The organism is Spiroplasma endosymbiont of Dilophus febrilis (assembly GCF_964030685.1).
In the GTDB taxonomy this organism is placed as follows: domain Bacteria; phylum Bacillota_I; class Bacilli_A; order Mycoplasmatales; family Nriv7; genus Nriv7.
Window position 1 is genome coordinate 914,746 of record NZ_OZ034912.1, and the last position, 25,932, is coordinate 940,677.

At 25.9% G+C, this 25,932-nt stretch carries 27 protein-coding genes; 1 reads left to right on the plus strand and 26 read right to left on the minus strand.

Going from position 1 to position 25,932, the window contains the following annotated elements:
• The 5 genes from AAHF53_RS05055 to AAHF53_RS05075 form a co-directional block, all read right to left on the minus strand.
• Nucleotides 1–1,671, minus strand: coding sequence for an ATP-binding cassette domain-containing protein (locus AAHF53_RS05055; protein ID WP_342189699.1), 1,671 nt, complete (start codon nucleotides 1,669–1,671; stop codon nucleotides 1–3).
• Nucleotides 1,671–2,813 (minus strand): hypothetical protein, encoded by a 1,143-nt coding sequence (locus AAHF53_RS05060; protein ID WP_342189700.1) that lies wholly within the window; start codon nucleotides 2,811–2,813, stop codon nucleotides 1,671–1,673. The genes AAHF53_RS05055 and AAHF53_RS05060 overlap by 1 nt, the downstream gene beginning before the upstream one ends.
• A 27-nt stretch (nucleotides 2,814–2,840) precedes the next feature.
• Nucleotides 2,841–4,712 (minus strand): tRNA uridine-5-carboxymethylaminomethyl(34) synthesis enzyme MnmG, encoded by a 1,872-nt coding sequence (gene mnmG / locus AAHF53_RS05065; protein WP_342189701.1) that lies wholly within the window; start codon nucleotides 4,710–4,712, stop codon nucleotides 2,841–2,843.
• A 114-nt stretch (nucleotides 4,713–4,826) separates the two neighbouring features.
• Nucleotides 4,827–5,783, minus strand: a complete 957-nt coding sequence (locus AAHF53_RS05070) for an SIMPL domain-containing protein (protein WP_342189702.1) — start codon at nucleotides 5,781–5,783, stop codon at nucleotides 4,827–4,829.
• Nucleotides 5,784–6,155: 372 nt separating this feature from the next.
• A complete protein-coding gene (locus AAHF53_RS05075; RefSeq protein ID WP_342189703.1) occupies nucleotides 6,156–7,538 on the minus strand; it encodes an Mbov_0401 family ICE element transposase-like protein in 1,383 nt (460 codons plus the stop codon).
• 248 nt (nucleotides 7,539–7,786) lie between these two features.
• Between AAHF53_RS05075 and AAHF53_RS05080 the strand changes: the two genes are divergently transcribed.
• Complete coding sequence (locus AAHF53_RS05080) at nucleotides 7,787–12,676, plus strand: ankyrin repeat domain-containing protein (protein ID WP_342189704.1); 4,890 nt, start codon at nucleotides 7,787–7,789, stop codon at nucleotides 12,674–12,676.
• Between the two features lie 255 nt (nucleotides 12,677–12,931).
• Here the strand turns inward: AAHF53_RS05080 and AAHF53_RS05085 are convergent, their stop codons facing one another.
• The 21 genes from AAHF53_RS05085 to AAHF53_RS05185 form a co-directional block, all read right to left on the minus strand.
• Complete coding sequence (locus AAHF53_RS05085; RefSeq protein ID WP_338967666.1) at nucleotides 12,932–13,414, minus strand: hypothetical protein; 483 nt, start codon at nucleotides 13,412–13,414, stop codon at nucleotides 12,932–12,934.
• 186 nt (nucleotides 13,415–13,600) lie between these two features.
• Nucleotides 13,601–14,263: a hypothetical protein gene (locus AAHF53_RS05090; protein WP_342189705.1), complete on the minus strand. Its 663-nt coding sequence runs from the start codon at nucleotides 14,261–14,263 to the stop codon at nucleotides 13,601–13,603.
• Nucleotides 14,264–14,477: 214 nt separating this feature from the next.
• Nucleotides 14,478–15,791, minus strand: a complete 1,314-nt coding sequence (locus tag AAHF53_RS05095; protein ID WP_342189706.1) for a hypothetical protein — start codon at nucleotides 15,789–15,791, stop codon at nucleotides 14,478–14,480.
• A gap of 265 nt (nucleotides 15,792–16,056) precedes the next feature.
• Nucleotides 16,057–16,410 (minus strand): hypothetical protein, encoded by a 354-nt coding sequence (locus tag AAHF53_RS05100; protein WP_338967669.1) that lies wholly within the window; start codon nucleotides 16,408–16,410, stop codon nucleotides 16,057–16,059.
• A complete protein-coding gene (locus AAHF53_RS05105) occupies nucleotides 16,376–16,933 on the minus strand; it encodes a hypothetical protein (protein ID WP_342189707.1) in 558 nt (185 codons plus the stop codon). The genes AAHF53_RS05100 and AAHF53_RS05105 overlap by 35 nt, the downstream gene beginning before the upstream one ends.
• An 87-nt stretch (nucleotides 16,934–17,020) precedes the next feature.
• On the minus strand, nucleotides 17,021–17,269 hold the full coding sequence (locus tag AAHF53_RS05110) for a hypothetical protein (RefSeq protein WP_338968622.1): 249 nt from the start codon (nucleotides 17,267–17,269) through the stop codon (nucleotides 17,021–17,023).
• A gap of 2 nt (nucleotides 17,270–17,271) precedes the next feature.
• Nucleotides 17,272–17,556 (minus strand): hypothetical protein, encoded by a 285-nt coding sequence (locus tag AAHF53_RS05115; protein WP_338967674.1) that lies wholly within the window; start codon nucleotides 17,554–17,556, stop codon nucleotides 17,272–17,274.
• A gap of 6 nt (nucleotides 17,557–17,562) precedes the next feature.
• Nucleotides 17,563–18,546: a hypothetical protein gene (locus AAHF53_RS05120; protein WP_342189708.1), complete on the minus strand. Its 984-nt coding sequence runs from the start codon at nucleotides 18,544–18,546 to the stop codon at nucleotides 17,563–17,565.
• A 24-nt stretch (nucleotides 18,547–18,570) separates the two neighbouring features.
• On the minus strand, nucleotides 18,571–18,813 hold the full coding sequence (locus AAHF53_RS05125; RefSeq protein WP_338967677.1) for a hypothetical protein: 243 nt from the start codon (nucleotides 18,811–18,813) through the stop codon (nucleotides 18,571–18,573).
• A 164-nt stretch (nucleotides 18,814–18,977) separates the two neighbouring features.
• The gene (locus tag AAHF53_RS05130; RefSeq protein ID WP_338967679.1) at nucleotides 18,978–19,208 is read right to left on the minus strand and encodes a hypothetical protein; all 231 of its coding nucleotides are present in this window, start codon (nucleotides 19,206–19,208) and stop codon (nucleotides 18,978–18,980) included.
• Between the two features lie 3 nt (nucleotides 19,209–19,211).
• Nucleotides 19,212–19,373: a hypothetical protein gene (locus tag AAHF53_RS05135; protein ID WP_339023857.1), complete on the minus strand. Its 162-nt coding sequence runs from the start codon at nucleotides 19,371–19,373 to the stop codon at nucleotides 19,212–19,214.
• The gene (locus AAHF53_RS05140) at nucleotides 19,373–19,594 is read right to left on the minus strand and encodes a hypothetical protein (RefSeq protein ID WP_338967681.1); all 222 of its coding nucleotides are present in this window, start codon (nucleotides 19,592–19,594) and stop codon (nucleotides 19,373–19,375) included. The genes AAHF53_RS05135 and AAHF53_RS05140 overlap by 1 nt, the downstream gene beginning before the upstream one ends.
• Before the next feature lie 2 nt (nucleotides 19,595–19,596).
• Nucleotides 19,597–19,923: a hypothetical protein gene (locus AAHF53_RS05145; RefSeq protein ID WP_338967683.1), complete on the minus strand. Its 327-nt coding sequence runs from the start codon at nucleotides 19,921–19,923 to the stop codon at nucleotides 19,597–19,599.
• 598 nt (nucleotides 19,924–20,521) lie between these two features.
• Entirely contained in the window at nucleotides 20,522–20,908 is a 387-nt protein-coding gene (locus AAHF53_RS05150; protein ID WP_342189709.1) for a flavin monoamine oxidase family protein, read from the minus strand.
• Nucleotides 20,909–20,947: 39 nt separating this feature from the next.
• Nucleotides 20,948–21,883 (minus strand): NAD(P)/FAD-dependent oxidoreductase, encoded by a 936-nt coding sequence (locus AAHF53_RS05155; RefSeq protein ID WP_342189710.1) that lies wholly within the window; start codon nucleotides 21,881–21,883, stop codon nucleotides 20,948–20,950.
• Nucleotides 21,884–22,055: 172 nt separating this feature from the next.
• Nucleotides 22,056–22,760: a 50S ribosomal protein L1 gene (gene rplA / locus AAHF53_RS05160; RefSeq protein ID WP_342189711.1), complete on the minus strand. Its 705-nt coding sequence runs from the start codon at nucleotides 22,758–22,760 to the stop codon at nucleotides 22,056–22,058.
• A gap of 2 nt (nucleotides 22,761–22,762) precedes the next feature.
• Complete coding sequence (gene rplK / locus AAHF53_RS05165; RefSeq protein WP_338968191.1) at nucleotides 22,763–23,197, minus strand: 50S ribosomal protein L11; 435 nt, start codon at nucleotides 23,195–23,197, stop codon at nucleotides 22,763–22,765.
• A 309-nt stretch (nucleotides 23,198–23,506) separates the two neighbouring features.
• The gene (locus AAHF53_RS05170) at nucleotides 23,507–23,791 is read right to left on the minus strand and encodes a hypothetical protein (RefSeq protein ID WP_342189712.1); all 285 of its coding nucleotides are present in this window, start codon (nucleotides 23,789–23,791) and stop codon (nucleotides 23,507–23,509) included.
• Nucleotides 23,792–24,075: 284 nt separating this feature from the next.
• Nucleotides 24,076–24,246 carry a hypothetical protein gene (locus AAHF53_RS05175; protein WP_342189713.1) on the minus strand — a complete coding sequence of 57 codons (171 nt, stop codon included), beginning with the start codon at nucleotides 24,244–24,246 and terminating at the stop codon, nucleotides 24,076–24,078.
• Between the two features lie 2 nt (nucleotides 24,247–24,248).
• Entirely contained in the window at nucleotides 24,249–24,575 is a 327-nt protein-coding gene (locus AAHF53_RS05180; protein ID WP_338967683.1) for a hypothetical protein, read from the minus strand.
• Between the two features lie 497 nt (nucleotides 24,576–25,072).
• The gene (locus tag AAHF53_RS05185; protein ID WP_342189714.1) at nucleotides 25,073–25,930 is read right to left on the minus strand and encodes a hypothetical protein; all 858 of its coding nucleotides are present in this window, start codon (nucleotides 25,928–25,930) and stop codon (nucleotides 25,073–25,075) included.
• Nucleotides 25,931–25,932: the final 2 nt, after the last annotated feature.

The window sequence follows — 25,932 nt, forward strand, 5'->3', positions numbered from 1 at the left end:
CTAACCACCAGTAATCCTTATTTTAATTGTCGCTATTACTTGCACAATTTTATCTTTAACTATTGTAATTTTATTAATAATTTTTTGCCACAATAAAACTTTTCGAGAAATACTTTTATATTTTAATTCACTTTTAGTAATTTGAATATGTTTATCAATCAAATCTTCGCGTTTTTTAGAAAGAATCAGTGGATTGTTTAAAATATTACTTTTAACATCATCCCCTTCTAAGGTAGCAACCATTCTCCCATTTTGAATAACTGTCACCCGATTAGCTAATAATTCTAAAAGATGCGAATCACAATCAATTAAAAGAAATGCTACGCCTTTTTTTTGCAAGGCAATAATACGATTAATAATCAATTTTGCTGAATCATTATCTAAATGCATTAACGGATTAACTAAAATAACAACTTTCGGGTTTGTTTCTAATGTCCTTGCTAAAACAAATTTTTGTAATTCACCATTAGATAAAGTATTGGCAATACTATTACCATTAATAAAATCAGGCATTTGATAATTTTGTAAAATCTTTTTTAATTTAAATCAAATATCATCACGCCTTAAAACCCCAGCATTTAAATATTTAGGATTATTATGATGTCATAAAATAAAATTATCAATTAAAGAATAACTATCAATAGTTGCATCTTGTAAAAAATTTTCTGGTACTAAATCAATGCCTAATTTATAACGATACGCCTGATTCTTTTTATTAATACTATCATTTTTAAAAAATATTCTTACTGTTGGTGATTTAGTTTTTCCTGAAATTATATCCCCAATTAAGGAACTACTAATATTTGTGCGATCATAAACTCCTAAAATTTCACCAACTTGTAAAATTAAATCAATGCCTTCTAATTTTGGATAATTGCGTTTATTAAAACTAATATCTTCAGCATATAATACTAATTCCCTTTTTTTAAAAGATTCTTTTTTATGGTCAATCATTGTTGTTCAATATTTATGTTGAATTTTCTTTACTTTTAAAACATTTTTATTATGCTTTGTCCACACAATCCGACCTTTATTTAATAACGAATAATGATTTGACACTGCTTTAGCAAATTCTTTACTTCGTGTTGAAAAAATTACTGTAATTTTATCTTTAATAAAAGATTTAAAAATTGGTAAAAACTCCTCTTCTTGTTCCAACGGTAAACCGACTGTTGGCTCATCTAAAACTAAAATTCGTGGTTTTTGGTACAAGGCTCTTAGTAATGCCACCTTTCTTTGTTCTGATAATGAAAGAATCCCAAACTGTTTATTTAAATCAACATAAATTTTATACTTCCGCATTAATTTTTCAATTTTAGCTTCAGTTTTTCCTCAATTAATAAATATTTTCAAAAATTGTGGTTCATTTCCCAAAACTATATTTTGTCGAACACTAAAATCAGGAATAAAGTAAGTATCTTGTCCAGCATAACTAATTTGATAGTTAGGAGTCAAAAACTGTCCGATGCGTTTATTAGCAACTTTAATCACACCATTGGTGGGATTTTCCAAACCAGCTAATAAACGCACACAAGTTGTTTTACCAGCCCCATTATCACCAACTAAGGCATGAATTTCACCAGAATTTACCTTTAAAGTAATATTATTTAAAACTAAATTATCTTGATATTGTTTATAAACATTATTAAATTCAATTAAAGGTGATGACATTAGCTAGTTCCTTCTTTACAAAAATGTTGTGATAATGGAGCATTAATAACATTACATTGCAAAGACTTTCACACAAATTTATTATTATCAAATTGTTGATGAGAAAATTTAATATCTTGGATATCAACAATAATATCACTAACGAAATTTCAATCAGTTAATAACTGTGGTTTTATTTCCTCAGAATGATAAATTTTAGATAATATACCCGTAAAATTACGATTAATACTAGCAAGTAAATAATTTTTGGGTTTAATATGATATTTTTCTTTATTCATAATATCAACACTAACAAAATAATGTTTTTTTAAATTATCATTATTATCAATAAAAGCTTTTACTAAATTATTACTATATAATAACAACGGATCAAAAATTAAACTAACTTGATGATTTTCTAATAATGCTTTTGCAGTATTATACATATTATTACGATTCCAATCAGAGATAATTAAAGGATCACGATTATCAATTGATGTTTGTCAATCAACAAAATTAAACTCATAACCACCATCTTGTTTACTATCAATTTGCGCTTGATATAGTCCTTGTTGAAACCCAAAAGTTAATCGTTGTGCTAATTGATCATTTAAATATTCAACAGCACTAACTTGAATTTTATTATCAATCATTGTAAAATCTTGATGATTTTTTAACATATAAATACCTGATTGATATCCTAAATTATAACCCATTGTCAAAACATCAAATTTAATTTCAACTAAATTAACAATTTTATTACTAACAGAATTATGAACATAATCATAATCTAAGGTAATAATTTTATTACCCGTAGCAACCGACTTTTCTAACTCTTTTGTTAAATTAGGAATATTATTAGCAAAATTATGATTTAAAGCAATAAAATATTTTGTTTTATTTTTAGTATGCGTATTCAACATATTTTGTCAAAATAACAATTGCGTACTCTTATCAGCAATATTATCAATAATTCAATAATTATCTAAAATATCAATTGATGAATTATAAAAGTTTTTTGTTGTTGCATTATCATAAATACTTAATGGATGATTAGCAAAAATAACTGCTTGATCAGTAACAGAAAGACTACAACCAAAAATGGGAAGAGCAAAGATACTAGCAATATTAATACTATTTATTAATTTAAAGATTTTATCCACTTTATTCCCACCTTAACAAACTAATTATTAACTAGTTTCTGGATATTTTTTTTGTAAATGAAATAACAATGATACAATATCGGCGGGATTAACTCCCGAAATTCGTGAAGCTTGAGCGACTGTTAGCGGTTGAACTAACTTTAATTTTTCTTTGGCTTCAATAGCAATATTAGCAACAAAATCATAGTTAATATCTCGCGGAATTTGTTTTTTTTCTAATTTAATTTTTCGCGTAATTTGCTTTTGATGCCGATCTAAATAACCACTAAATTTATTTCTAATTTCACAATTAGTTTTTTGATTTTGATTTAACAAATTAATACTAGTAACATAAGGTACTAAAAAATTCAATGATATTTCTGGTCGTTTTAGTAAATCTCACGCACTAATACCAGCAGTTAACAATGAAAAATTACTCTCTTGTAATGCCTTTTGAATTGTTGAATTAGGTGTAAATCGTGTTACTCTTAATTCATTTTCAACAATATTTTGTAATTGACATTGCTTTTGATATTCATCTCACTCTACCCTACTTACTAAACCAATATCATAAGCATATTGTTTTAAACGATCTTCAGCATTATCATTTCTTAAAAAAATCCGATGTTCAGCTCGTGAAGTTAATAACCGATAAGGTTCCGATACTCCTTTAGTAACTAAGTCATCAATTAAAACGCCAATATACGCTTCATCTCTTCTTAAAATAAATGGTGCTTTATTCACTAATTGACAATGAACATTAATCGCTGCCATTAATCCTTGACAAGCAGCTTCTTCATAACCACTAGTACCATTAATTTGTCCAGCACTAAATAAATTTTTAATTATTTTGGTTTCTAAGGTTGGTTTTAGTTGTAAAGGATCAATAGCATCATATTCAATGGCATATGCTCATTTAAGAACTTGAACATTTTCTAATCCCGGCAAAGTTCTTAACATCCGATCTTGAATATCAATCGGCATTGATGTAGAAAATCCTTGAACATAAATTGTTTCTAAAGCAACTGATTCTGGTTCTAAAAAAATTTGATGTCGTGATTTATCAGCAAATCTAACAACCTTATCTTCAATACTTGGACAATATCTTGGTCCAACACTAGTGGGGATAGCACGATACATTGCTGATGCCTTTAAATTTTCATTAATAATTTGATGGGTATTTTCATTAGTATAAATAAGTCAACAAGGAACTTGTTTTTTTAAAGGCACAAACTCTTTTGTAGAAAAAGAAAATGCTAATGGTAAATCAGTTCCTAATTCTAATTGCATTTTACTGTAATCAATACTATCTTTATGAACTCGTGGTGGTGTTCCAGTTTTTAAGCGAATAACTTTAAATCCTAATTGTGCTAATTGTTTTGATATTCCATAAGAACCTTTTTGTCCATCAGGACCTTCCTGTTTAACACTAGACCCTTGTAAAACTTTAGCTTCCATATAAGTACCTGTTGTTAAAATAACTTTTTTAGCTTTAATTATTGTACCGTCATTTAAAATGATACCCTTAACAGTATGATTTTCTATTAATAACTCATTTACCATTGCTGATAGTACCGTTAAATTATCTTGTTGCCTAATAACATCATACATATATTTACTATATGCAATCTTATCGGATTGCGTTCTTATTGCTCACACTGCTGGTCCGCGTGAACTATTTAATAGCTTCATTTGTAATGCTGTTTTATCCGCAGCTTTAGCCATCTCACCACCCAAAGCATCAATTTCTCTAACAACAATTCCCTTAGCAGGACCACCAATTGATGGATTACAAGGCATACTCGCAATCTTTGTTGGATCAAGAGTGACCATCAGTGTCTTATGTTTCAACCGTGCACAAGCTAAAGCTGCTTCCACCCCAGCGTGTCCCCCGCCAATAACAATTACATCATATACCATTTAAATCACCTACTTTAATACCTTTTAATTTATTTCCCTTAAATTATATCTTATTTGTCTCCCAAATAAAAACAAGACTTTTTTTACAAGTCTTGTTTTAAATTTATATTTTTATTAACCAAAAACCTTAATAAAATCTTGATCTTCAATAACACTTTTATTAATAGGGACAACAAATGTGTCATCAAGAAACTTAGTAAATTTAAAATGATAATCATCTAACGAAATAACAAAATTTTTTAATCTATATGTGAAACCTACTTTAACTTTTCAACCAAATTTGTTTTTATAAAAATTAGCAATTTTTTTAGCATTAATTAAATCATCTTCTTTGTTATTAGAATAGTCAATATCTACTATCTCATCAAAGAAATTAACATCTTTTTCAATTATTTTATTTAAAAAATCACTAATATTTTGAAAATTATTAAAATAAACTCTTATTTCTTTACTAAATGTTCCAACTTTAAAAATAACTGCTTTATAATTTTCATCAAGCTTTAAAAGACCATCAGATTGTATGGTATTATTAACATTATACATACTAATCGTAATCCGACTAGATTCTTTACCAAATTGATTTTTTAAATTTTTTCGAAGTTTTTCTAAAACATCACTAATCTTTTTATCAATAGTCATTCCTTCTAAGTCAAAAGGATTATCTTTAGTAAATTTCGCTAAATACTCTTTTACTTTATTAAATAACTGTTCATCAGTTCTTTTAAAATTATTAAAATAAACATTTATTTCGCCTGTAAATGAACCAATTGTCAAACTAACTCTCTTATAATTTTCATTAAGGTCAAAACGACCATCTTCTTCTATGGTGTTATTAACATTCTTCATAGTAATTGCCATCCGACTAGATTCATCACCAAATTGACTTTTTAAATCTTTTCTCATTTTTGATAAAATATCGCGAATTTGTTCAGTAGCAGTCATTCCTTCTAAGTCAAAAGGATTATTTTTAGTAAATTTCGCTAAATACTCTTTTACTTTATTAAATAACTGTTCATCAGTTCTTTTAATATTTTTAAAGAAAAGTTCTATTGTATCATTAAATGAACCCACTGTAAGAGTAACTTGATGAAGGTCGCGTTTAGTTTTGTTAGGTGTTGCTTTGAAGAAGTAAAACAATCAGCTAATTATATTATTTAATTACTAAACTAACCTGCCTTTCCTTGTTATTGTCATTTTTATTCGTTTTCATTTTATCATATTATTGAATTTTTACACAATAAAAAATTATTAATTGGTCGCGTTTAGTTTTCTTAGGTATTGCTTTGAAGAAGTAAAACAATCAGCTAATTATATTATTTAATTACTAAACTAACCCTGCCTTTCTTGTTATTATCATTTTTATTCTTTTTCATTTTATCATATTATTGAATTTTTACACAACAAAAATTATTAATTTTATTAAATTTTAACTAATATTTTTACTTACTTAAATCTATTATATTTATTTGTTACAGCATTACCTTTATAGTTAATTCAACTATCATCATTTTTGTTATTATATTTATTTCATAATGAAGTTTTATATATTTCTTTTCTGATTTCTATTTCTGAATTAATATTTTCATTAATGTAATGTAATACATTTAATTTGTTTAAATTTGCCATTCTTAAATGTAATAAGTTATTTAAATTTTTATGATTATATATTTTCGCCCCATATCCTAATTGTTGTTTTACCAAATGTGACACATCACTTTCAATGCTACAACCAATATTTCATTCTAAATTTTGATTATGAATACCTTGCTTATTATTACTGAAATAATTACTCGCCTTTCTTAAATTTATTTTAATATCTTTATTTAATTCATTTTTAGCAACATTACGAATGTTTTTGATTAATTCTTGATGATTTCCATCCTTATATAATTTAATTCAACTATTTAGTGTTACTTTACGATTTTCAAAAATAATATTAAATGCAGTTTGTTTTAATTTTTTAATAGCATGATAACCATCTAAAATATATCTAACATTACCAAAACTATTGGCAATTTCTCTAATTCAAGTAGCACCATCACCACAAACAATTATTTTGTCATAATTAATATTAACATAATGTTTTTGCAATTCTTTAATTAATAAATCACGATAATCCATCGTATTTATTTGTTTACCAACTTTTAACATTAGAAAATGACCTCGTTTATTTTCTAACTCTCTACGAGCATTTTTGTATTTTTTTTCTTTATGTCCGGTATGAAAAGTAACTAAACGAATTCTTTGGTCTTGTTTAACTTTCTGATCTAATGTCGCTAAAAATGTTTCATCTAGTTGAATATATAAATTCTTATTTTTGATATCAATTCTAGTTTTAGTTTCTTTTTCTGCTAATTGAAAATATTCGGCAATATTGTATTTATTTAAAATATTTGAAATACTACTTTTTGAAATATAACAATGATTTAGAGCATCTAAAACATCGCGATACCGTTTACCATCGCCCAAAAGACTTAAAACTTTAAATTGGACATCAAAATAAATGCGTTGTTTGGGCAATAAACCAATTTCTTTATCTAGTAAACATACATATTCGAATTTACCTGATTTTTGATTTCAATATTTATATCGGCGTCGTTTAAAAGTAACATCATCAAAAATTGTAATAATTGTTCTTGATGCAAAATGAACTACTTTATAACCTTGTTTTAACCGATAATGATATTTATATAAATATTCATCTAATTTTTCGTATTCATTAGTTAATTGTTTGCATTTATTGGTGTACATATTTTTATGCGTTGTAAATAAGTTTAATCAATGCTTATTTTCTAAGGTTTTTACATTATTATTAATTTCTAACATAATAAGTTACCTTTCTTGATAGTAATTTTAATAAAGTTTAGTTAGCTTATTTTTCTGCTTTAATGATAAATATTTTTTTAGAACTAGTATTCAATATCCTGAAAAAATGATATAAATTCTTATTTTAATGATTTATAATTAATTTGTATTAATTAAATTTTATAAATTTAAGAAAAGATTTACGGGATGATTACTATAAAAATTTATTAATTTAGTAAAAATTGACATAAAGGTAAAGGATTTAATAAATGAAAAAACTTTTAGGATTATTAGGAACAATTTTAATAACTGGCAACGCCTTGCCGACCGTGATTGCAGCTGCTCCTAATCGAAAACAAAGAACAAAAACTAAATTATTAAATAGTGAGCTTAATTATTCACAAACAAATAATTTAGAAAATCTCCAAAGAAGTAAAAGACAAAACAACGAAGATATTTCAAATACTCCAAAAATACAAGATGAACAACAATCTCAATTTTCATCAAATTCAGATAATCAAATTGATATTATTGAAAAAGAAGTTACTCTGGATAAAAATTATTCCGAAGGTATTAAAAAAATATTACAAGAACTGATTGATGAAAAATATATTGATCCATTAAGAAGTATCAATATGGGCGGACTTATAAGCAAAGAACTTGATAATAAAACAATTATTTCTAAATTAGAAGAATTAGATCCTAAAATGATTAATTGAATTAAAAAACAACAAAATAACAAAGAAAAAATACTAATATTAACATTAAAAAATAGTAATAATAAAAGGATAAAATTAGTAATTAATTTAAATAATCTTTATTTACTGGGATTTATTAATAATCAAAATCAATATTTTTATTTTGATGATGAACTTTTAGAAAAAATAAAACAACATAATCAAGAAGAAATCAAAAAACTTAATAATTTAAAGGAAAAATTAAATAATTTAAAAGAAAACAAACTTTTATTTAATGAAGAAAAAGTAAAAGAATATTTACAACAAAAAAATGAACTTATTCCACTTAAAGAAAAAGAAAAAAAAATTAAAAAATTAAATTATAATAATGAATTAAATTCTTTAAATAAAAAAATTAATAATTTACAAGGTGAAAATTTAAAAGATGAAGAAAAAAAAATTAAAGCTTTAAATGAATCAGTAATTAAAAAATATAATTGTCAAAATATTAATTTAAATTATACAGGAGCATATACAAGTGACGGTTTAAATGTTGTAATAAAAGAAAATGGAAAACTCGATAAAGGAAAAGATATTATTATTTCAAAAGATACTTTAAATAATGCAATTACAAATTTAACAAATTATCATAATAAACAACAAAATCAATCAATAAAAGATGATTTAGTAAGAATGATTTTTATTACAAGTGAAGCTATGAGATTTCAATGTGATGAAAAAACTTTAGAAATTTTTGCAGAAATTAAAAATACCAATGAATTAAAAAAAATCATAGCTGAGAGTCAAAATATATTAATAAATATTCAAGAAAAAATATTTATTAAAAATCAAAAAATAAATTGAAAAGATTATACATCACAATTAAGGGGTGATTGAAAAAAATATTCAGAACAATTCAATAAATTTAGAATAGAAATTTGAAATGAATTAAATGAATTTAAAAAAATTTTTAATTTTATTAATGATTCAAAATATGAAGTAAACGAATTTCTAACAAAAATATTAGATAATAATGTAGAGAAAATAAAACAAATTTTAAAAATTGCACAAGAAACTAATTTAATTCAAAAAATAAATAAATATGATTTAGATAATAAACAAGCTATTATTTTTTTGCTTAGTATAAAAAAAGATATTATTACTTGAAAAAAAAGATTAGATAAATTATTTCCATTAAAAAACTGAAAAGAAATAGAATTTGGTTGTTTTAAATTTTTACATGTAACAATTTTACAACGCAACCTTGATTTAACTAAATTACTGATTAATATTGATGCTGGTACTACTGATATTAATCCTCAATATAAAAATAGCTTAAGTCTTTTATATTATGCAATAGATACAGGCGACATTCAAATAGTAAAATTATTGATTGATAATGGTGCTGATGTTAATTTTCAAGATGAAAACGGTTTAACTCCTTTACATTTTGCAATAGAGAATGCAATAGATACAGGTGACATTCAAATAGTAAAATTATTGATTGATAATGGTGCTGATCCTAATGTTTTAGATTGTAATAATGATTTTATTTCACCTTTACATTATGCAATTATAAAAAACAAAAAAGAAGTGGTGGAAGTGCTTTTAAAATCAAAAAACATTAAAAATAAAATTAATAATAAAAGTTATCTAAATATAGGATGTTTACATTGAATAAGTTTAAATTCAAAAAATATAAATAATTTAGAAATAGCAGAATTATTGATTGATAATGGTGCTGATGTTAATCTTCAAGATGAAAACGATGCAACTCCTTTATACTATGCAATAAGTACCAACAATAAAGAAATGGTTCAATTATTAATTAATAAAGGAGCTAATATTAAAAATATAACTAAGAATGGTTTAACCCCACTATATTACGCAATAATTTTAGACAATAAAGAAATGGTTCAATTATTAATTGAAAAAGGTGCTAATGTTAATATGCAAGATGAAAACGGTTTAACTCCTTTACATTTTGCAATAGAAGAAAATAATCAAGAAATGGTTCAATTATTAATTAATAATAATGCTGATGTTAACATTAAAATAACATCAGATGGTGCAACTATTTTACATTATGCAATTCTAAACAATAAAAAAGAAATGGTAAAGTTATTGATTAAAAAAGGTGCTAATGTTAATAAAGGTGTAAATGGTTTAATTCCTTTATACTATGCAATAAGTACCAACAATAAAGAAATGGTTCAATTATTAATTAATAAAGGAGCTAATGTTAATATGCAAGATGAAAATGATTTTTCTCCTTTATACTATGCAATAAATGAAGAGAACATTGAAATCGTTAAATTATTGCTTGCCAATGATGCGGATGTTAATCTTCAAAATAAAAATGGTTTAACTCCTTTACTTTATTCAAAATATAACAAATATATAAAAATTGAGAATCTTTTTAAAAATTTTATAAATTTAAAAAATAAAATAGAATCATTAAATGAACAATTAAAAAAGATAAAAATTAATGAACAAAAAACAAAAATTAATAACAATTTAAAAAAATCTGAGGATAAATTAAAAAAATTATTGTATGTTACACTTGATAAAAAAATATATACGCCAATTTATACACAAAAAACAATTACAGAATATGAATATAATGCTGGTATAGGACAAAATAATTTAAATGCACCAACACATCAAAATAATCTATATGATGTTCCTGCAGATAATAGTTGTTTATTTTGGTCTGTGGCAACAGCTTATTTATTGCCGGTCCGAAATAATTATGAAGAATTTAGAGCAAGATTCATTCAATTATTTGGTGAAGAAAATTTAAAAAATATATTACATCTTCAAAAATTACTACAACAATATGATTTAATAAATAATAGAAATTTAAATCAATTATGATATAAAGATGTAATAGTAAATAATTTAGTCACAAATGTTTTTCGTAATAGTGTTGAGGATTATATTGAAAAAAATTTAGATAATCCTATTCAAAACAATTCTAATAGAAGCCAAGCACCAACTTTTAGAAATCTTATTCAAGAAAATAATGAAGTTGCTTCTAACTACTTAGAAAGAATGCGACAATCTTCATCGTGGGGTGGGGTGCCAGAAATAATAGCAATGAGTAATATTTTAAATTCTAACATTAGTGTAAATAATGACGGATCTTATCAACCCGTGCATCAAAATGCAAATAATAATAACATCGCGATATCTTATGTTGAGCTTGAAAAAGGTTCGGGTATTAACAATCATTATAATTTTGCTTTAACACCAGAAGAAGATCAAACAAATCACCCTATTGTTATTAATGACAATCAGGGAAATGCCCCGGTCGTTGATATAACCAAGAGACCAGATAATTTACTACCAATCACGCCAAAACCAGAGGCGAACGCAATTAAATTAGCAGTTGATGATCATGGTCAATACCACGCCAATTTGGCCAACAACAATAATGATGATGATGCTAATCAAGGTAATAATATTGCCAAAGCACCAGAACCAGCAACAACCCCATTGCAAAAAGATGAATATCATTTTGTAGATAAAAAAACAGAAGATGATAGTTTAAAAAATGATGAAAATTTAGAAATTAACTTAATTAAAAACAATAAAGACGAAATAAAACAAAATGCCTCGGCAGGAAATCAATCCATCAGTACAAATATTGAGAATTTACAAACAACAACTGCTGAGGCAATAAATCAATACAACGCTCTTTCAAAAGAAGAAAAATTAAAAAAATTAAATGAAATTAATCGTTATTATCAAACATTACCGGAAAACGATAAAAAAACTTTTAAAGAAAAATTAACAAATACTGGATTAGCAGCTTTAAGTGGGGGTGCATTAACAGCTTATGGAACCAAAATAACTGTTAGTGGCACCGCCGCCGCTACTGGTGTTACAAATGCAGAAGCAATGGAAATGGCCCCGCTCTTATCAACAAGCACAACAGAAAGCTTGGCCGCCGCAGAAACAATTACTGTTGCCGAAACAGCGGCGGTTGAAGGCGGAGTTATAGCCGGAGAAGCTGGTACTGCTGCCGCTCTGGCTCCGGAAACCCTAGGCCTATCCTTAGTGATTGGAGGATTGGCAATTGCCGGAACATGAATGTATTTGACTTTTCATCATCATGCAACATCTGATATTGCGTTGCCAACTTCAATTCATCATAATGTTTATGATAACATTGAAAAATGATATAAATTTCTAGCCCATGATCAATTAAAAATTAAAATTAACAAAAATACATGAAATGAAATTAAACAAAATAAAAATTCACAAGCAACCATTACTAAAATTATTAAAAATAAATTTATTATAAATGACCATTCTGGCTGAGGCGAAAGTGTCACAAATGAAGATTTCAATACTCTCGTAAAAGTAATACTGCTTCATTTTGAACAAATAAATGGTTATTTTGAAATATTAGATAATGAAAATGATGGTTTTGTCATTATAACCAACACTGAAGGTGATTGACTAGGAATAGAATAAAATTTAACATTATTAATTAAAAGAGAAAAATATTTCTTATATGTGTTATGTAGAATAACCTAACTTCAAATTTTAATTTTAATATATTTGTTAATTATTTAAATTAAGATTAAAAATATTTTTACTAAAGCAGTATTTAAATTTAAATACTGCTTTTTTATTTTGTCAAAATAGAAAAAATGAAAAAATTGTTTAAGAGCAGTATCGTCATATAAAGCTACATTTTGGGGTAGCGATTTTAACAGTTTAATTATTTTAATTAAATTCAGTTTTAAATTCTAATATTTTTCATTTGGCATATCTTTCATTTTTATCTCATTCTTGTACTTTCATTTTTATGTTTTTTAATTTTTTATTTTGATATGATAAAAAATTTTTATTTTCTCAATATCTTGGTTCACTGTTTTTTTCTCAATTTAAATCATATTCTAATGATTTTAATATCGGTATTGTAATCTTGTCATTTTTATCAACATAAAATTCTCAATCATTAAGTTTCATTCGCGGAGGCAAGTTTTTGGGCATAAATTCATTTTCTACATTAACTTTTATTTCTCATTTTTGATTTCACTTGCTGTTGTCATCTTTTGATGATTTAAGTGTTAATTTTGATTTTTTTAAGTTTAAGTCGTATGACTCATTCTTAATTTGTAATATTGGTTTATTTTCTTTTTTAGAACACCCGACTATTGGCAATGTTGTCAGCCCCAAAAGAGCTATTATATTTAAAATTTTCATAAATTTAACTCCTTCATTTTATTTTTTCAATAGACTTGGTACATAACCTTTAATTTTATCTACTATTTTGATAATATTATTTCCTAGGTGAAGCACAAATGTTAGATAAATACAAAGATAAAAATGAATTTTATAGTCTAATATACATAAAATGTTATAGTTATGTACCAAGTCTAATATATATAATTATACAAAAATTCTTAATATCATTAGAAAAATGGCAAAACCGATTAAAAATTGAAAGGTATAGTAAAAAGCTGGTACCGTTTTAAAAACTGGAAAAATGGCGGTTGAAAAGTTAACTGTTGCTTTTGCAATAATTGCTAACGGTCGCAAAATCGTGATGATTTGTGAAGCTGTGAGTATTCAGTTTATCATTTTGATACCAGCATTTTGAATGGCACAACCAATATCATTAAAGGTTGGTATTCATCGTCCAGAATATTTGCAATTTGCTGGTGGAATTAAATCGTCTCATTCACTGTTATTTGAGCCATCAGGGATAAAGGCTGTTGAATTTAATACATTAAAGTCATAAATTTTAAAATTGTAGTTAGAGATATTCCCTTTGTGATAAAGTGGAAAAGTTAAGGTAAAAATGTTAATACCATAGCGAATATCAATATCGGTATTTAGATAATTAATACTGTTAGCGGTTTTGTTGGTTGGCAAGGCAATGAGTTTATTATCATAAGATTTAAGGACATTAAAATCAATTTGATAAATGCTATTGGTGTTGTTAATAGCATTGTAATTATCTTGGTGCATTTTTTTGTCAAAAGTAAAGAAATGGGCGCATAAAGTTTTGTTAGGTGGGTAAAGATTTGAATAATTTTGAAAGAAAAGCAACTAAAAATTTATTACCTTTTTACTTGAAAAATAATTAATAAAACAAAATATTTAATATTAACAAACATATTCTTAATAAAAGGTTATAAAAACTAAGTAAAATGCTTATAAAAACAACATTAAAATAATTTTTTACAACAAAAATCATACATAAGAAATATATACTTAATTTGCATATTGAAATAATTTATAGTAAATGACTATTTTTTCTTTTTTAAAAAATACCTAAGAAAACTAAACGCGACCTAAAGAAATAACTTCTTAGTAATAATTCTGAGTTTCCTATAATATTTACTAAGTATTTTTTGGGATAAAAGGTAATTAATGAACGATAAAAGAAACCGATTTGAATAAAGTAATCCTTCTTATAGTTTTCTACACCCTTAAAATCAATTTCGGTATGAGTTTTTTCGTCCATATCAAAAGTCGCATAAAATAAACTAGCAAAGAAATTGCCAAGAATTTCATAGATTTCGTTAAAAACATTTTTGTAATCGCTATTGTTAATACTAGGAATGTTGTTTTTAAAATATAGGTAAATATCATTTTTTAAATCGGGGTCATAGCGTAGAAAACTAAATCTAACATTGAGGTAATTTAAGGTACCAAAAAGATATTTAATTAGGTAATAATCGTTAGAATTCGTAGTGCCATATTTTCAGATTTCATTTTCACCGTGTAGCAATTGTAAATACTTATTTCCAGCAATTAGAGTTTTGTTAAATGCCTTAATTTTCAAAACATTCTCATTTACTACATTTTTATCACTAGAAGTTTTATGATAAAAATAGCTCTCGTTTTTAAAGCCATAATTTTTAATCGTAAATTCTTTGTAATAACCTTTTTCTAGGGTGTCAATGAAATTAAATACGGGCGTTCAATAGAGATACGAGTAATTAAATTTATCAAAATCACCACGGTGAATCATTAAGTAATCAAGATTATCAACAACATCGTTATAGTTATAGTTGCCATCAAATTTGGTGGTTTTTTCTGATAAATCAATATCAGTCGAGGGTTTAATTTCTGATTGTGCGTTAAATTCTAATATTTTTCATTTGGCATATCTTTCATTTTTATCTCATTCTTGTACTTTCATTTTTATGTTTTTTAATTTTTTATTTTGATATGATAAAAAATCTTTATTTTCTCAATATCTTGGTTCACTGTTTTTTTCTCAATTTAAATCATATTCTAATGATTTTAATATTGGCAGTGTGATCTTGTCATTTTTGTCAACATAAAATTCTCAATCATTAAGTTTCATTCGTGGAGGCAAGTTTTTGGGAATAAATTCATTTTCTACATTAACTTTTATTTCTCATTTTTGATTTCACTTGCTGTTATCATCTTTTGATGATTTAAGTGTTAATTTTGATTTTTTTAAGTTTAATTCGTATGATTCATTATTTTGCCTTTTACTTCTAATTAGTGATTGTGCTGTTGATTTGTCATTATTAATGTTTTGTGGAATGGTAAAAATGTTATTGAAACTAATAATTAACACGGTAAATATTTTCATAAACATTTTTATCGCTCCTTTTTAAAATATTTTATTTTTCATTATTCTTTTAGCTTTAATCTTTTTTAATATAAAACGAATTAAGCAGTTTGCTATTTCTGTTATGGTTACTCATACTAATGAATAACCTATAATCATTAACTTACCAATTGCTCCAAAATTTTTAATAAATTGTTGCAAATTTTCAATATCTGTATGTAATAATAAAACTATATTTAAAGATATGAATATAATGTAATTAAGTATTATTCATCAATATTTTTTTAAAGAATTAATGAGTTTGTTTGATTTCATTTTTCAAGGCTCTTTTTGCTTTAATTTTCTGAACAATCAAGCGAATTAATTTTTCAAATTTAAGTGCAAAATATATTGCTCCGCCTCATCAAAAAACAAATATTCCTGCGAGCATAATACCACTATTGAACTTGCCAAAGAATTTAACCATTTCTTCACTCATAAAATTATTAAATTCGTCACTTGTTCCAGTTATTCATTTAGCATCGCTTACTGTTAATGCACAAATTAATAAGCTTATAAAGATAAAAATGATACTTAACACTATTTTTAACCACTGCTTTTTAAAAGAATTTTTAATTCTTAATTTTAATGGCATTTTTTCTTTCATTTTTAAACTCCTTTAATTTTCTACAAACAATTTGCTTAGGCAAAACATTATGACAAATATAAGCAGTTTCACTTGGTGGATTTTTGCAAACTATACCATTATAAGTAATAAATTTTATTCTTTTATCAAAAACTAATAACTCACACTGATCTATTTTTTCTCTAATTGGTTTTAATGCAATACTTACTAATGGTATTAACATCGCAAACGGTTTGCCCAAATTAAATAAATGTTCTATTACTTGCTTTCTTTTACTAAACGGAGGGTTAGAAATAATATAATCATATCTATCCACATCACTTTTAATGTAATTAAAGAAATCAATTCCATCATCAATATGACTATTCCAAACTTTATGCCCATTTCTTTCTAAAACACATACAAATTTACTATCAACTTTATCAAAAGGGCATAAAATAGTACTATTAGGTTTTAAAAATTCTAAAATTGGTTTAACAGCATATTCCTGTGTATATCATTCATCATTAACATTAATTTTATTTAATAAATTAGAATTTAACATAATTAACTATTAATTCCTTTCTTTGTCTTTCTAATTTGTCATTCTCTATTTTTTTAATTCTTGTTTTTTAGTTCATTTCTTCATTTTTTACCTACCTTTAATCACAATAAATAAAGCAACAAGTACACAAGTGACGCCAAGAATAGTAAAAATTGGGTGTTGCGAAAATGTTCGTGCCATTGGTTTAAACAGTTCTAAAATTGTTAAATTGCTGGTAATAAATTTTTGGAAATTAGCAAGACCTTCGCTAATATAGTTCGTTAAAGTTTCAAAATGACTACCAGCTAATAACCCAAGCACAGTTATTAAGATAAAAATAATAATTAGTTTAAACATTTTTAGTTACCTTGTTTTGTTTTTATTGGTTTTATTTGTTTTTTAGCTTTTCCTCACACACTTAAACGCCCCTTATTTTTAACAGCATATTGGCGTTGTTTTTCTAAATTAACTTGTTGACTACCAAATCCAAGAATAATTGCCATAAGAAATTCTACAGCCAGTGTTAAGAATAAAGGAAATATTAGTTGAATATTTGTTCCCGGCACTTCAAGACTTCAAATTAAATCAAAAACTTTATAAAGCATTTGGGCGAGAAAGTCGGCCATTTTTGCGAGATTTTCCATTTTTTATTATTCCTTTTCTTTCATTTTTCTTAAAAATTTGCTAAATTTATCCATTTTTAAGTATTCTAAGTCTTCTAAATCAATTGCTGTGTCATTATAGTATTTGTCTTCATAGTCAGGATTTACTTTTGAATTTAAGTAATCTCTTAAAAACGCTAGGTAAAAAGAATTGTAAGTGTTAAGTATTGGTAAAGGAATTTTTAATTTAAAAAAATAAATATCAAGTTCAGGAATATCACGATATTTAATACGGCGACCCTTTTTGCTATTTTTTGCATCAATTAAGGTGTTTCGTCAGCGTTCATATTCTTCAATGCTCGTAAAGATACCATAGATGACTTTTAAGTAGGGGCGAAAAATATTAACTGGTTTTTTACGAATTCCCACAATCACATTATTGGCAATATCACGAACTTTAACTCAAATATGTTTATCTCTTTGACCGCTAGCAAGCACAATATGACCAAAATGGCGTGCCAGAGCGAAATATTCTTGAATACCGGTTTCTTCGTTTTTGGTATTATTTTTTTCTCAATCGGTTCCTTCTAAAAATAAATTGGTTTCATCTCATAGCAGTAATGTTTTGTCTGGCAATACCGGATAATCAAAGTCTAATAATCCCATATGTCCTAAACTTAATTTTTGGGTTTTTAGTAATGGAAATGTTGAGGCGATGTGATATTTTTTCTTTTTTAGTAATTTTGATGCGTACGCTAGAAAAGCGGTTTTTCCAGTTCCTAATGAACCAATCACAATATTTAATGGTGAGTTTTTTAAGAAATTAATAACTTTGTTAATTTGTGTTAAATTACTTATTTTAAAAAGAAAAATTAAAATACAACCTGCTAAAAATAAATAGCTTACAATGTTTTTAAAATAACCGTTGTAAATATATCAAATTGCTCCCCAATGTCATAAAATTAAAAATGAGGTGCGATTTAATTCAATAAAATGGTTATTTTTTTCTATTATTCATTTGCAAAATTTCATCTTGCACCTCACTTTATTTTTTTATTAGCGTACTGCTCCAAGTAGTTTTTCAAACATTTTAAAGCAAATAAAGAATATTGCCAAAATAAATGGAAAAATGAAGATTCAGTAGTCAGCAAAGAAGTTACCGACTTGTGGCATATTAACAGCAATAATTTCTCACATTTTAGTAAACGCTGTTATAATCGCATTTCACAATTTGGTCATCGCGTCACTAGCTGTTATTTTTGTTACTGCTGGTGTATCGGCCAAGAAAGTTCCAATCATATAATCACCCCCTTTCTTTTTAAAACATTCACATTTATATTTAAAGTTTTTCTTAAATTTGTTAAAACCGCGGTTAACCTTAACATGATTGTATTTTTTCCTAATTAATTTTGAATTTCTTTGTGAATGCATCACAATGTAACTCCGCGACATTACTTTTGTCTCTATCTAAATACTGATATGGTTTTCCAAAGTAGCATTAGAATAAATCACACCATAATCGCTGTTAATAATCAAAAAGCAATGTTTGCTATTAAAAGTCAAAGTGTTTCTTGGGTTAAATCAATTTCTTTACCACCACTAATATGAGCGGGAATAGTTGTAATTTGAATAAATAAATCTCAGAAAGTTTGTTTAATTTGTTCTCAATTAAATTCTTTTAAATTTACTGTCATTTTTTATCTCCCAAAAATCATTTTTATTGGTAAATACATAATTGAAATTAACGCGAAAAGAAAAGTAATGATAATAATTAATCCGGCAATAAAAGCAACTTGTGCAGGCATTTTTTCTATCGGAACAAACAGTTCTAAAAATTCCATAATAATTTTTCAAAACATTATTTTTTATTCTCATTATTTTCTTTTGAATTAGGAGCTTTAACTCATTCTTCAAAGCGGGCATTAAATACTTTTTCGTCTTTTGTAAAATTACCAGTATTATTTTTAATGGCATTTTTATATTTAATTCGCATTTTTATTTTGGCATAAATTTTATAAGCAAAATATGCCAATAGCATTATGCAAATGATAATAAATATTATTCCAATCGCAATATTCATTTTTAATCTCCTTTAAAATAGTTATAATTTATATCTTTTTTGTTGTTTTCTTTTTCGGCAATGAAGAAGCCTAATAATTCTTGTCCTTTAATTAATTTGGTTTCTTTTTCTTTTTGATTAATTGAGATTACTTGATATTTACTATCTTTTATTATTCCAATACAAATTGAATTTTCGTATTTTCCTTTATAAACAAATCGTTTTGGAAACCAAATGCCGATTTGTTCATTAAATCACGGTATTTTTGGTGCTTTAATAAGCATTGCGTTTTGCGTTTCTTTTAAGAGATATTTTTTAGTATTTAAGAAAATGTTTTCAATGTTTTTCATAATAAATTACCTTTCTTATAGATAAACTAAGTTATATTAACTAAGTTAACTAACTTAGTTTTTTAAACACTTATATATCGCAGATTTAAGTGTTTAACAAGCTTTGTTATTAAATTTTGTTTTTTTAATTAGATAAATATTTTAATAATTTTAAACTTAGCATACCCCTATTTAGAAATTTCTACACTTTAACATCCGCATCCTACCCTTGGAACTAATTTAATAGCGTGTATATTTTTAGGAAATCCACCCATTCATTTTTTTATTGCAAAACGAAACAAATTGCTATAGCTAATAGGGTGTTATCTATTAACTGGTAAACTTCTTTTGGTTATGGCGACCACCCACAATTTATCGTGCTTTAATACATACCAACATTATTAATTCACTTGTATTTAATTTTCAAAGAACAAATTTTTAACACCTTATAAAATAAAAAGACAATCATTACTGACTGCCTTAATACTTATTCAAATATTTTCCTACCTAAGAAAACTTTATGCGTCCTAACCAAACTGCTATTTTTTTACAAATTAATACTTTAATTGTGAAATAAAATTATAAAAATATCAATACAAATGTTTGATATAATTATTATTTATTTCTTTTTTGTAATTTTTTTAATTTTAGGTTTTTTAACTTTTAATTCCTTAATAATTTCATCAGCAGCTCTTTCACCAGATAACACTGCTCCTTCAAAATAACCATTAAAATGAATACTTAACTCTGTACTTGCTCAATGAATTGCACCAATGGGGCGCCTTAAATATGGTCCATAACTAGTTCAACAACCAATTCTTAAACTACCTGAAAAACATCCACCTGTTCAAGGCGAATTTAATCAATCATATTCAATATACTGTAAAATATTTTTAGCCTCTTCACCAAAAAATAATGCTAACTCATTCAGTAATAACTTTTTTCTTTTTTCTAAATCCTTTTGAATTAGTTCTCTTTTTTTATTACCATAAATAAATCCTGTCAAAATAGCATGCGGATCACTTGGTGTGGTATTATCTGTTACTTAGGTAAGTCAGCCTTCTTGTAAATAAACATTACCAGAATTATTATCTTCAATTCAAAAAGGTCTTTCATAAACAAAATGAACTTTAAGAGCATCACCACCAGGAAAATTTTGTAATAAACCATAGTATTGTGAACCTAAACTTGGATGATAATGAATTTTACTTGCAAGCACAGGGGGAATTGCAATAATTAAATACTTTCCCTGATAAACATTATTATTCATTGATAAAACAGTAGCACATTCTTGATCATAATTAATAACTGTTACTGGTTCATTTAAAATAATATCTGTTCCTTTTAAATCACCAACCATTTTTCTAGCAATTTTATAACTACCACCAATAACACGATAATGCTGAGCACCTTTTTCAGAACTGGTAGCAACATAAAATAATGCTTGCAACATTGAAATATGACTAGTATCACGAGATAATAATCCCCCAGCAATAATTCTTCCTACCATTTTTTTAGCATCTACTGTTGCATCTTGCATTTCTAATCAATGTTCAAAGGTAATATTATCTCATAATTTAGCATTAGGATGCATTCACGGTTTTTCTAAATCAATTTCTTTTGTTAAGTTATCAAAATTATTAACTAACAACATTGCCTCTTCGGGAAACTCATCAATAATTTTACCATTATATTGAAACAATGTTTTACCTTCTGGAAAAGGCGGTGTTATATATTTTTGTAACTTATATTTATTAATAAACGATAACATCCTTTGATGTTGTCAACCAACTCATTGACCGCCTAATTCAACTATTGTTCCATCATCTAAAACTTTATTTCAACTACGACCACCAATATCATCATCAGCTTCTAAAATTAATACTTTTAACTTATAAGGTTTTAAGCGTAATGCTGCCGCTAAACCAGAAAATCCAGCTCCAATAATAATAACATCATACTTCGTTTGATTATTTTTCATTACGAATGTACACCTCAATAGCATTACCTTAAAATAATTACTTATTATAGTTATATCAAAATTACCAGTTATTAGCAATACTACTAACTAATCGCAAAGATTATAAGAATAATATATAAAAAAATAGTAGAGAAAAATCTTCTCTACCACTTTAAAACATTATACTATATCATTAATGCTCAATAGCAACTTTAATCGCTGGTCCCATAGTAGTGCTAATACTAATATTTTTTACATAAGCACCTTTAACGGCTGCGGGACGAACTTTTCTAAGCGTTTCATAAATCGCTTGATAATTTTCCTTTAACTGCTCTTCACTAAAAGAAACCTTACCAATAATTACATGAACATTACCTTGTTTATCAACACGATATTCAATCTTACCCTTACGAATTTCTGCAATTGCTTTTTGCACATCAGTAGTTACCGTTCCTGTTTTTGGATTTGGCATTAAACCCTTAGGTCCTAATATTTTACCAATCTTTCCTAATTCAGCCATAATATCTGGTGTTGCAATAATAACATCAAAATCAAATCAATTTTCTTTTTGAATTTTTTCAATTAAATCCTTACCACCAACAAAATCAGCTTTATTATCAATCGCCACTTGATTCATACTATTAGTTAATACTAAAATTCTTTGTTTTTTACCAGTTCCTGCCGGTAATACTAACGCTCCACGAAGTTGTTGATCAGCATGTCTTGGATCAACATTTAAAAGAAAAACTAACTCAACCGTAGCATCAAATTTTGTTATTGAAGTTTTTTTAACTAATGAAACAGCTTCATCAATTGAATATATTTTAGTTTTATCAAACATTCGGGATACTTTTTGATAATTTTTAGAATAACGACTCTTTTTAACAACAATTACCATAACTATTTTTGTTCCCCTTTTGATAGCTTTTCAACAACAATTCCCATATTTCTTGCTGTTCCTTCAATAATTTTCATTGCCTTTTCAATATCATTAGCATTTAAATCAACCATTTTATATTCAGCAATTTCTCTGATTTTATCTTCAGTAATCGTTGCTACTTTTTCTTTTTTACTACTACTTGAACCTTTTTCAATATTAGCTGCTCTTTTTAATAAAACAGCTGCTGGCGTTGTTTTTAAAACAAAATCAAATGACTTATCATCATAAGCAGTAATAACAACAGGGACAACATCACCCATTCTTGTTTTTGTTGCATCATTAAAAGCAATACAAAATTGTGGCATATTAATCCCTAATGAAGCCAATTCCGGACCTGGCTTAGCTTGTGCCGCATTAAACTGTAATTTAGCAATTCTTTTAATTTTTTTAGCCACGAGCAACACCTCCTATACATAATTGTTCTCGCTGTGGTCAACGATATCTCTCCCACATTAACCTATTTTTTTCAGGCTTATATATAATAACATTATTACTGTCACAATTCAACATAACTACTATTAGAGGTCGCGTTTAGTTTTCTTAGGTATTGCTTTGAAGAAGTAAAACAATCAGCTAATTATACTATTTAATTACTAAACTAACCCTACCTTTCTTGTTATTGTCATTTTTATTCATTATCATTTTATCATATTATTGAATTTTTACACAATGAAAAATTATTAATTTTATTAAATTTTCACTAATTATCTAAATTTATGTTTTCTATATTTATTCGTATATACAATACTGCCCTTATTAATTCAACTATCATCATTTTTATTATTATATTTATTTCATAATGAATTTTTATATATTTCTTTTCTGATTTCTATTTCTAAATTAATATTTTCATTAATGAAATGTAATACATTTAATTTGTTTAAATTTGCCATTCTTAAATGTAATAAGTTATTTAAATTCTTATGATTATATATTTTTGCCCCATATCCTAATTGTTGTTTTACTAAATGCGATATCAAGGGGCGCATAAAGTTTTGTTAGGTGGGTAAAGATTTGAATAATTTTGAAAGAAAAGCAACTAAAAATTTATTACCTTTTTACTTGAAAAATAATTAATAAAACAAAATATTTAATATTAACAAACATATTCTTAATAAAAGGTTATAAAAACTAAGTAAAATGCTTATAAAAACAACATTAAAATAATTTTTTACAACAAAAATCATACATAAGAAATATATACTTAATTTGCATATTGAAATAATTTATAGTAAATGACTATTTTTTCTTTTTTAAAAAATACCTAAGAAAACTAAACGCGACCGGGCAATACTTTTTCGTCTTTTGTAAAATTACCAGTATTATTTTTAATGGCATTTTTATATTTAATTCGCATTTTTATTTTGGCATAAATTTTATAAGCAAAATATGCCAATAGCATTATGCAAATGATAATAAATATTATTCCAATCGCAATATTCATTTTTAATCTCCTTTAAAATAGTTATAATTTATATCTTTTTTGTTGTTTTCTTTTTCGGCAATGAAGAAGCCTAATAATTCTTGTCCCTTAATTAATTTGGTTTCTTTTTCTTTTTGATTAATTGAGATTACTTGATATTTACTATCTTTTATTATTCCAATACAAATTGAATTTTCGTATTTTCCTTTATAAACAAATCGTTTTGGAAACCAAATGCCGATTTGTTCATTAAATCACGGTATTTTTGGTGCTTTAATAAGCATTGCGTTTTGCGTTTCTTTTAAGAGATATTTTTTAGTATTTAAGAAAATGTTTTCAATGTTTTTCATAATAAATTACCTTTCTTATAGATAAACTAAGTTATATTAACTAAGTTAACTAACTTAGTTTTTTAAACACTTATATATCGCAGATTTAAGTGTTTAACAAGCTTTGTTATTAAATTTTGTTTTTTTAATTAGATAAATATTTTAATAATTTTAAACTTAGCATACCCCTATTTAGAAATTTCTACACTTTAACATCCGCATCCTACCCTTGGAACTAATTTAATAGCGTGTATATTTTTAGGAAATCCACCCATTCATTTTTTTATTGCAAAACGAAACAAATTGCTATAGCTAATAGGGTGTTATCTATTAACTGGTAAACTTCTTTTGGTTATGGCGACCACCCACAATTTATCGTGCTTTAATACATACCAACATTATTAATTCACTTGTATTTAATTTTCAAAGAACAAATTTTTAACACCTTATAAAATAAAAAGACAATCATTACTGACTGCCTTAATACTTATTCAAATATTTTCCTACCTAAGAAAACTTTATGCGTCCGTCACCGTAATATTTTTCCCAATAATAAAACTTTCACTAAAAACGATTTCTTTTAACACAATACTATCTAATGCCGTTCTTGCTGCTATTATTTTCTCAGCATCATCCTCAGCTTGGGTTTTAATATTAGTAAAATTAACCATTACCGTTTTTTCACTTCTAATTCGGCTTTGTTCAGAATCTTTTGCTTTGGCAATTAACCTAACACCAATATTAATAAGTAAACCAGCATTAGGCGCCGGAATGACTTTATCTTTTAAAGCAAATGATAAATCTGTAAAATCAGGACTTTGAATTGAAGCAATTAATTCTTGAACTTTTGATGCAATTAAAGTCGTAATATTACTTCCACGAATAACTAACTCCGAAATCGTAATCTCCTTTAATGAAACCTCATTAAGTGCTTTTTGCGCTGCTAATAACTCTGGGTTTTCAATTTCAAACACAAATTTTACTTTCCGACTAACAGTAATTTGTTGTGGCTTTGTTCCAATAGTTTTACCAATTAAAAGCACAAAAAATTCTTTAAATTCAATATCTTTCTCAACAACAAAAACATCATCACTAATTATTTTATCAGTATCTAAAATAATTCGTAAATCAGTTACTTTATCAAGCGGAGCTTCAATGACATTATCAATTAATAAATTATCAATGACTTGTTCTTTAATATCTTGATTTTCTTTAACTAACCCCAAATCAATCTCATTTAAAACAACATTTTCCAATGCTTTAGTTGCTTCAGCAACATCACCAGTTTCATCACTAGCACTATTACAAGCCACAATAACTACAACTGGTGATATTGTTAAACAAATGATTATTGCTATTTTCAAACGAATTTTCATTA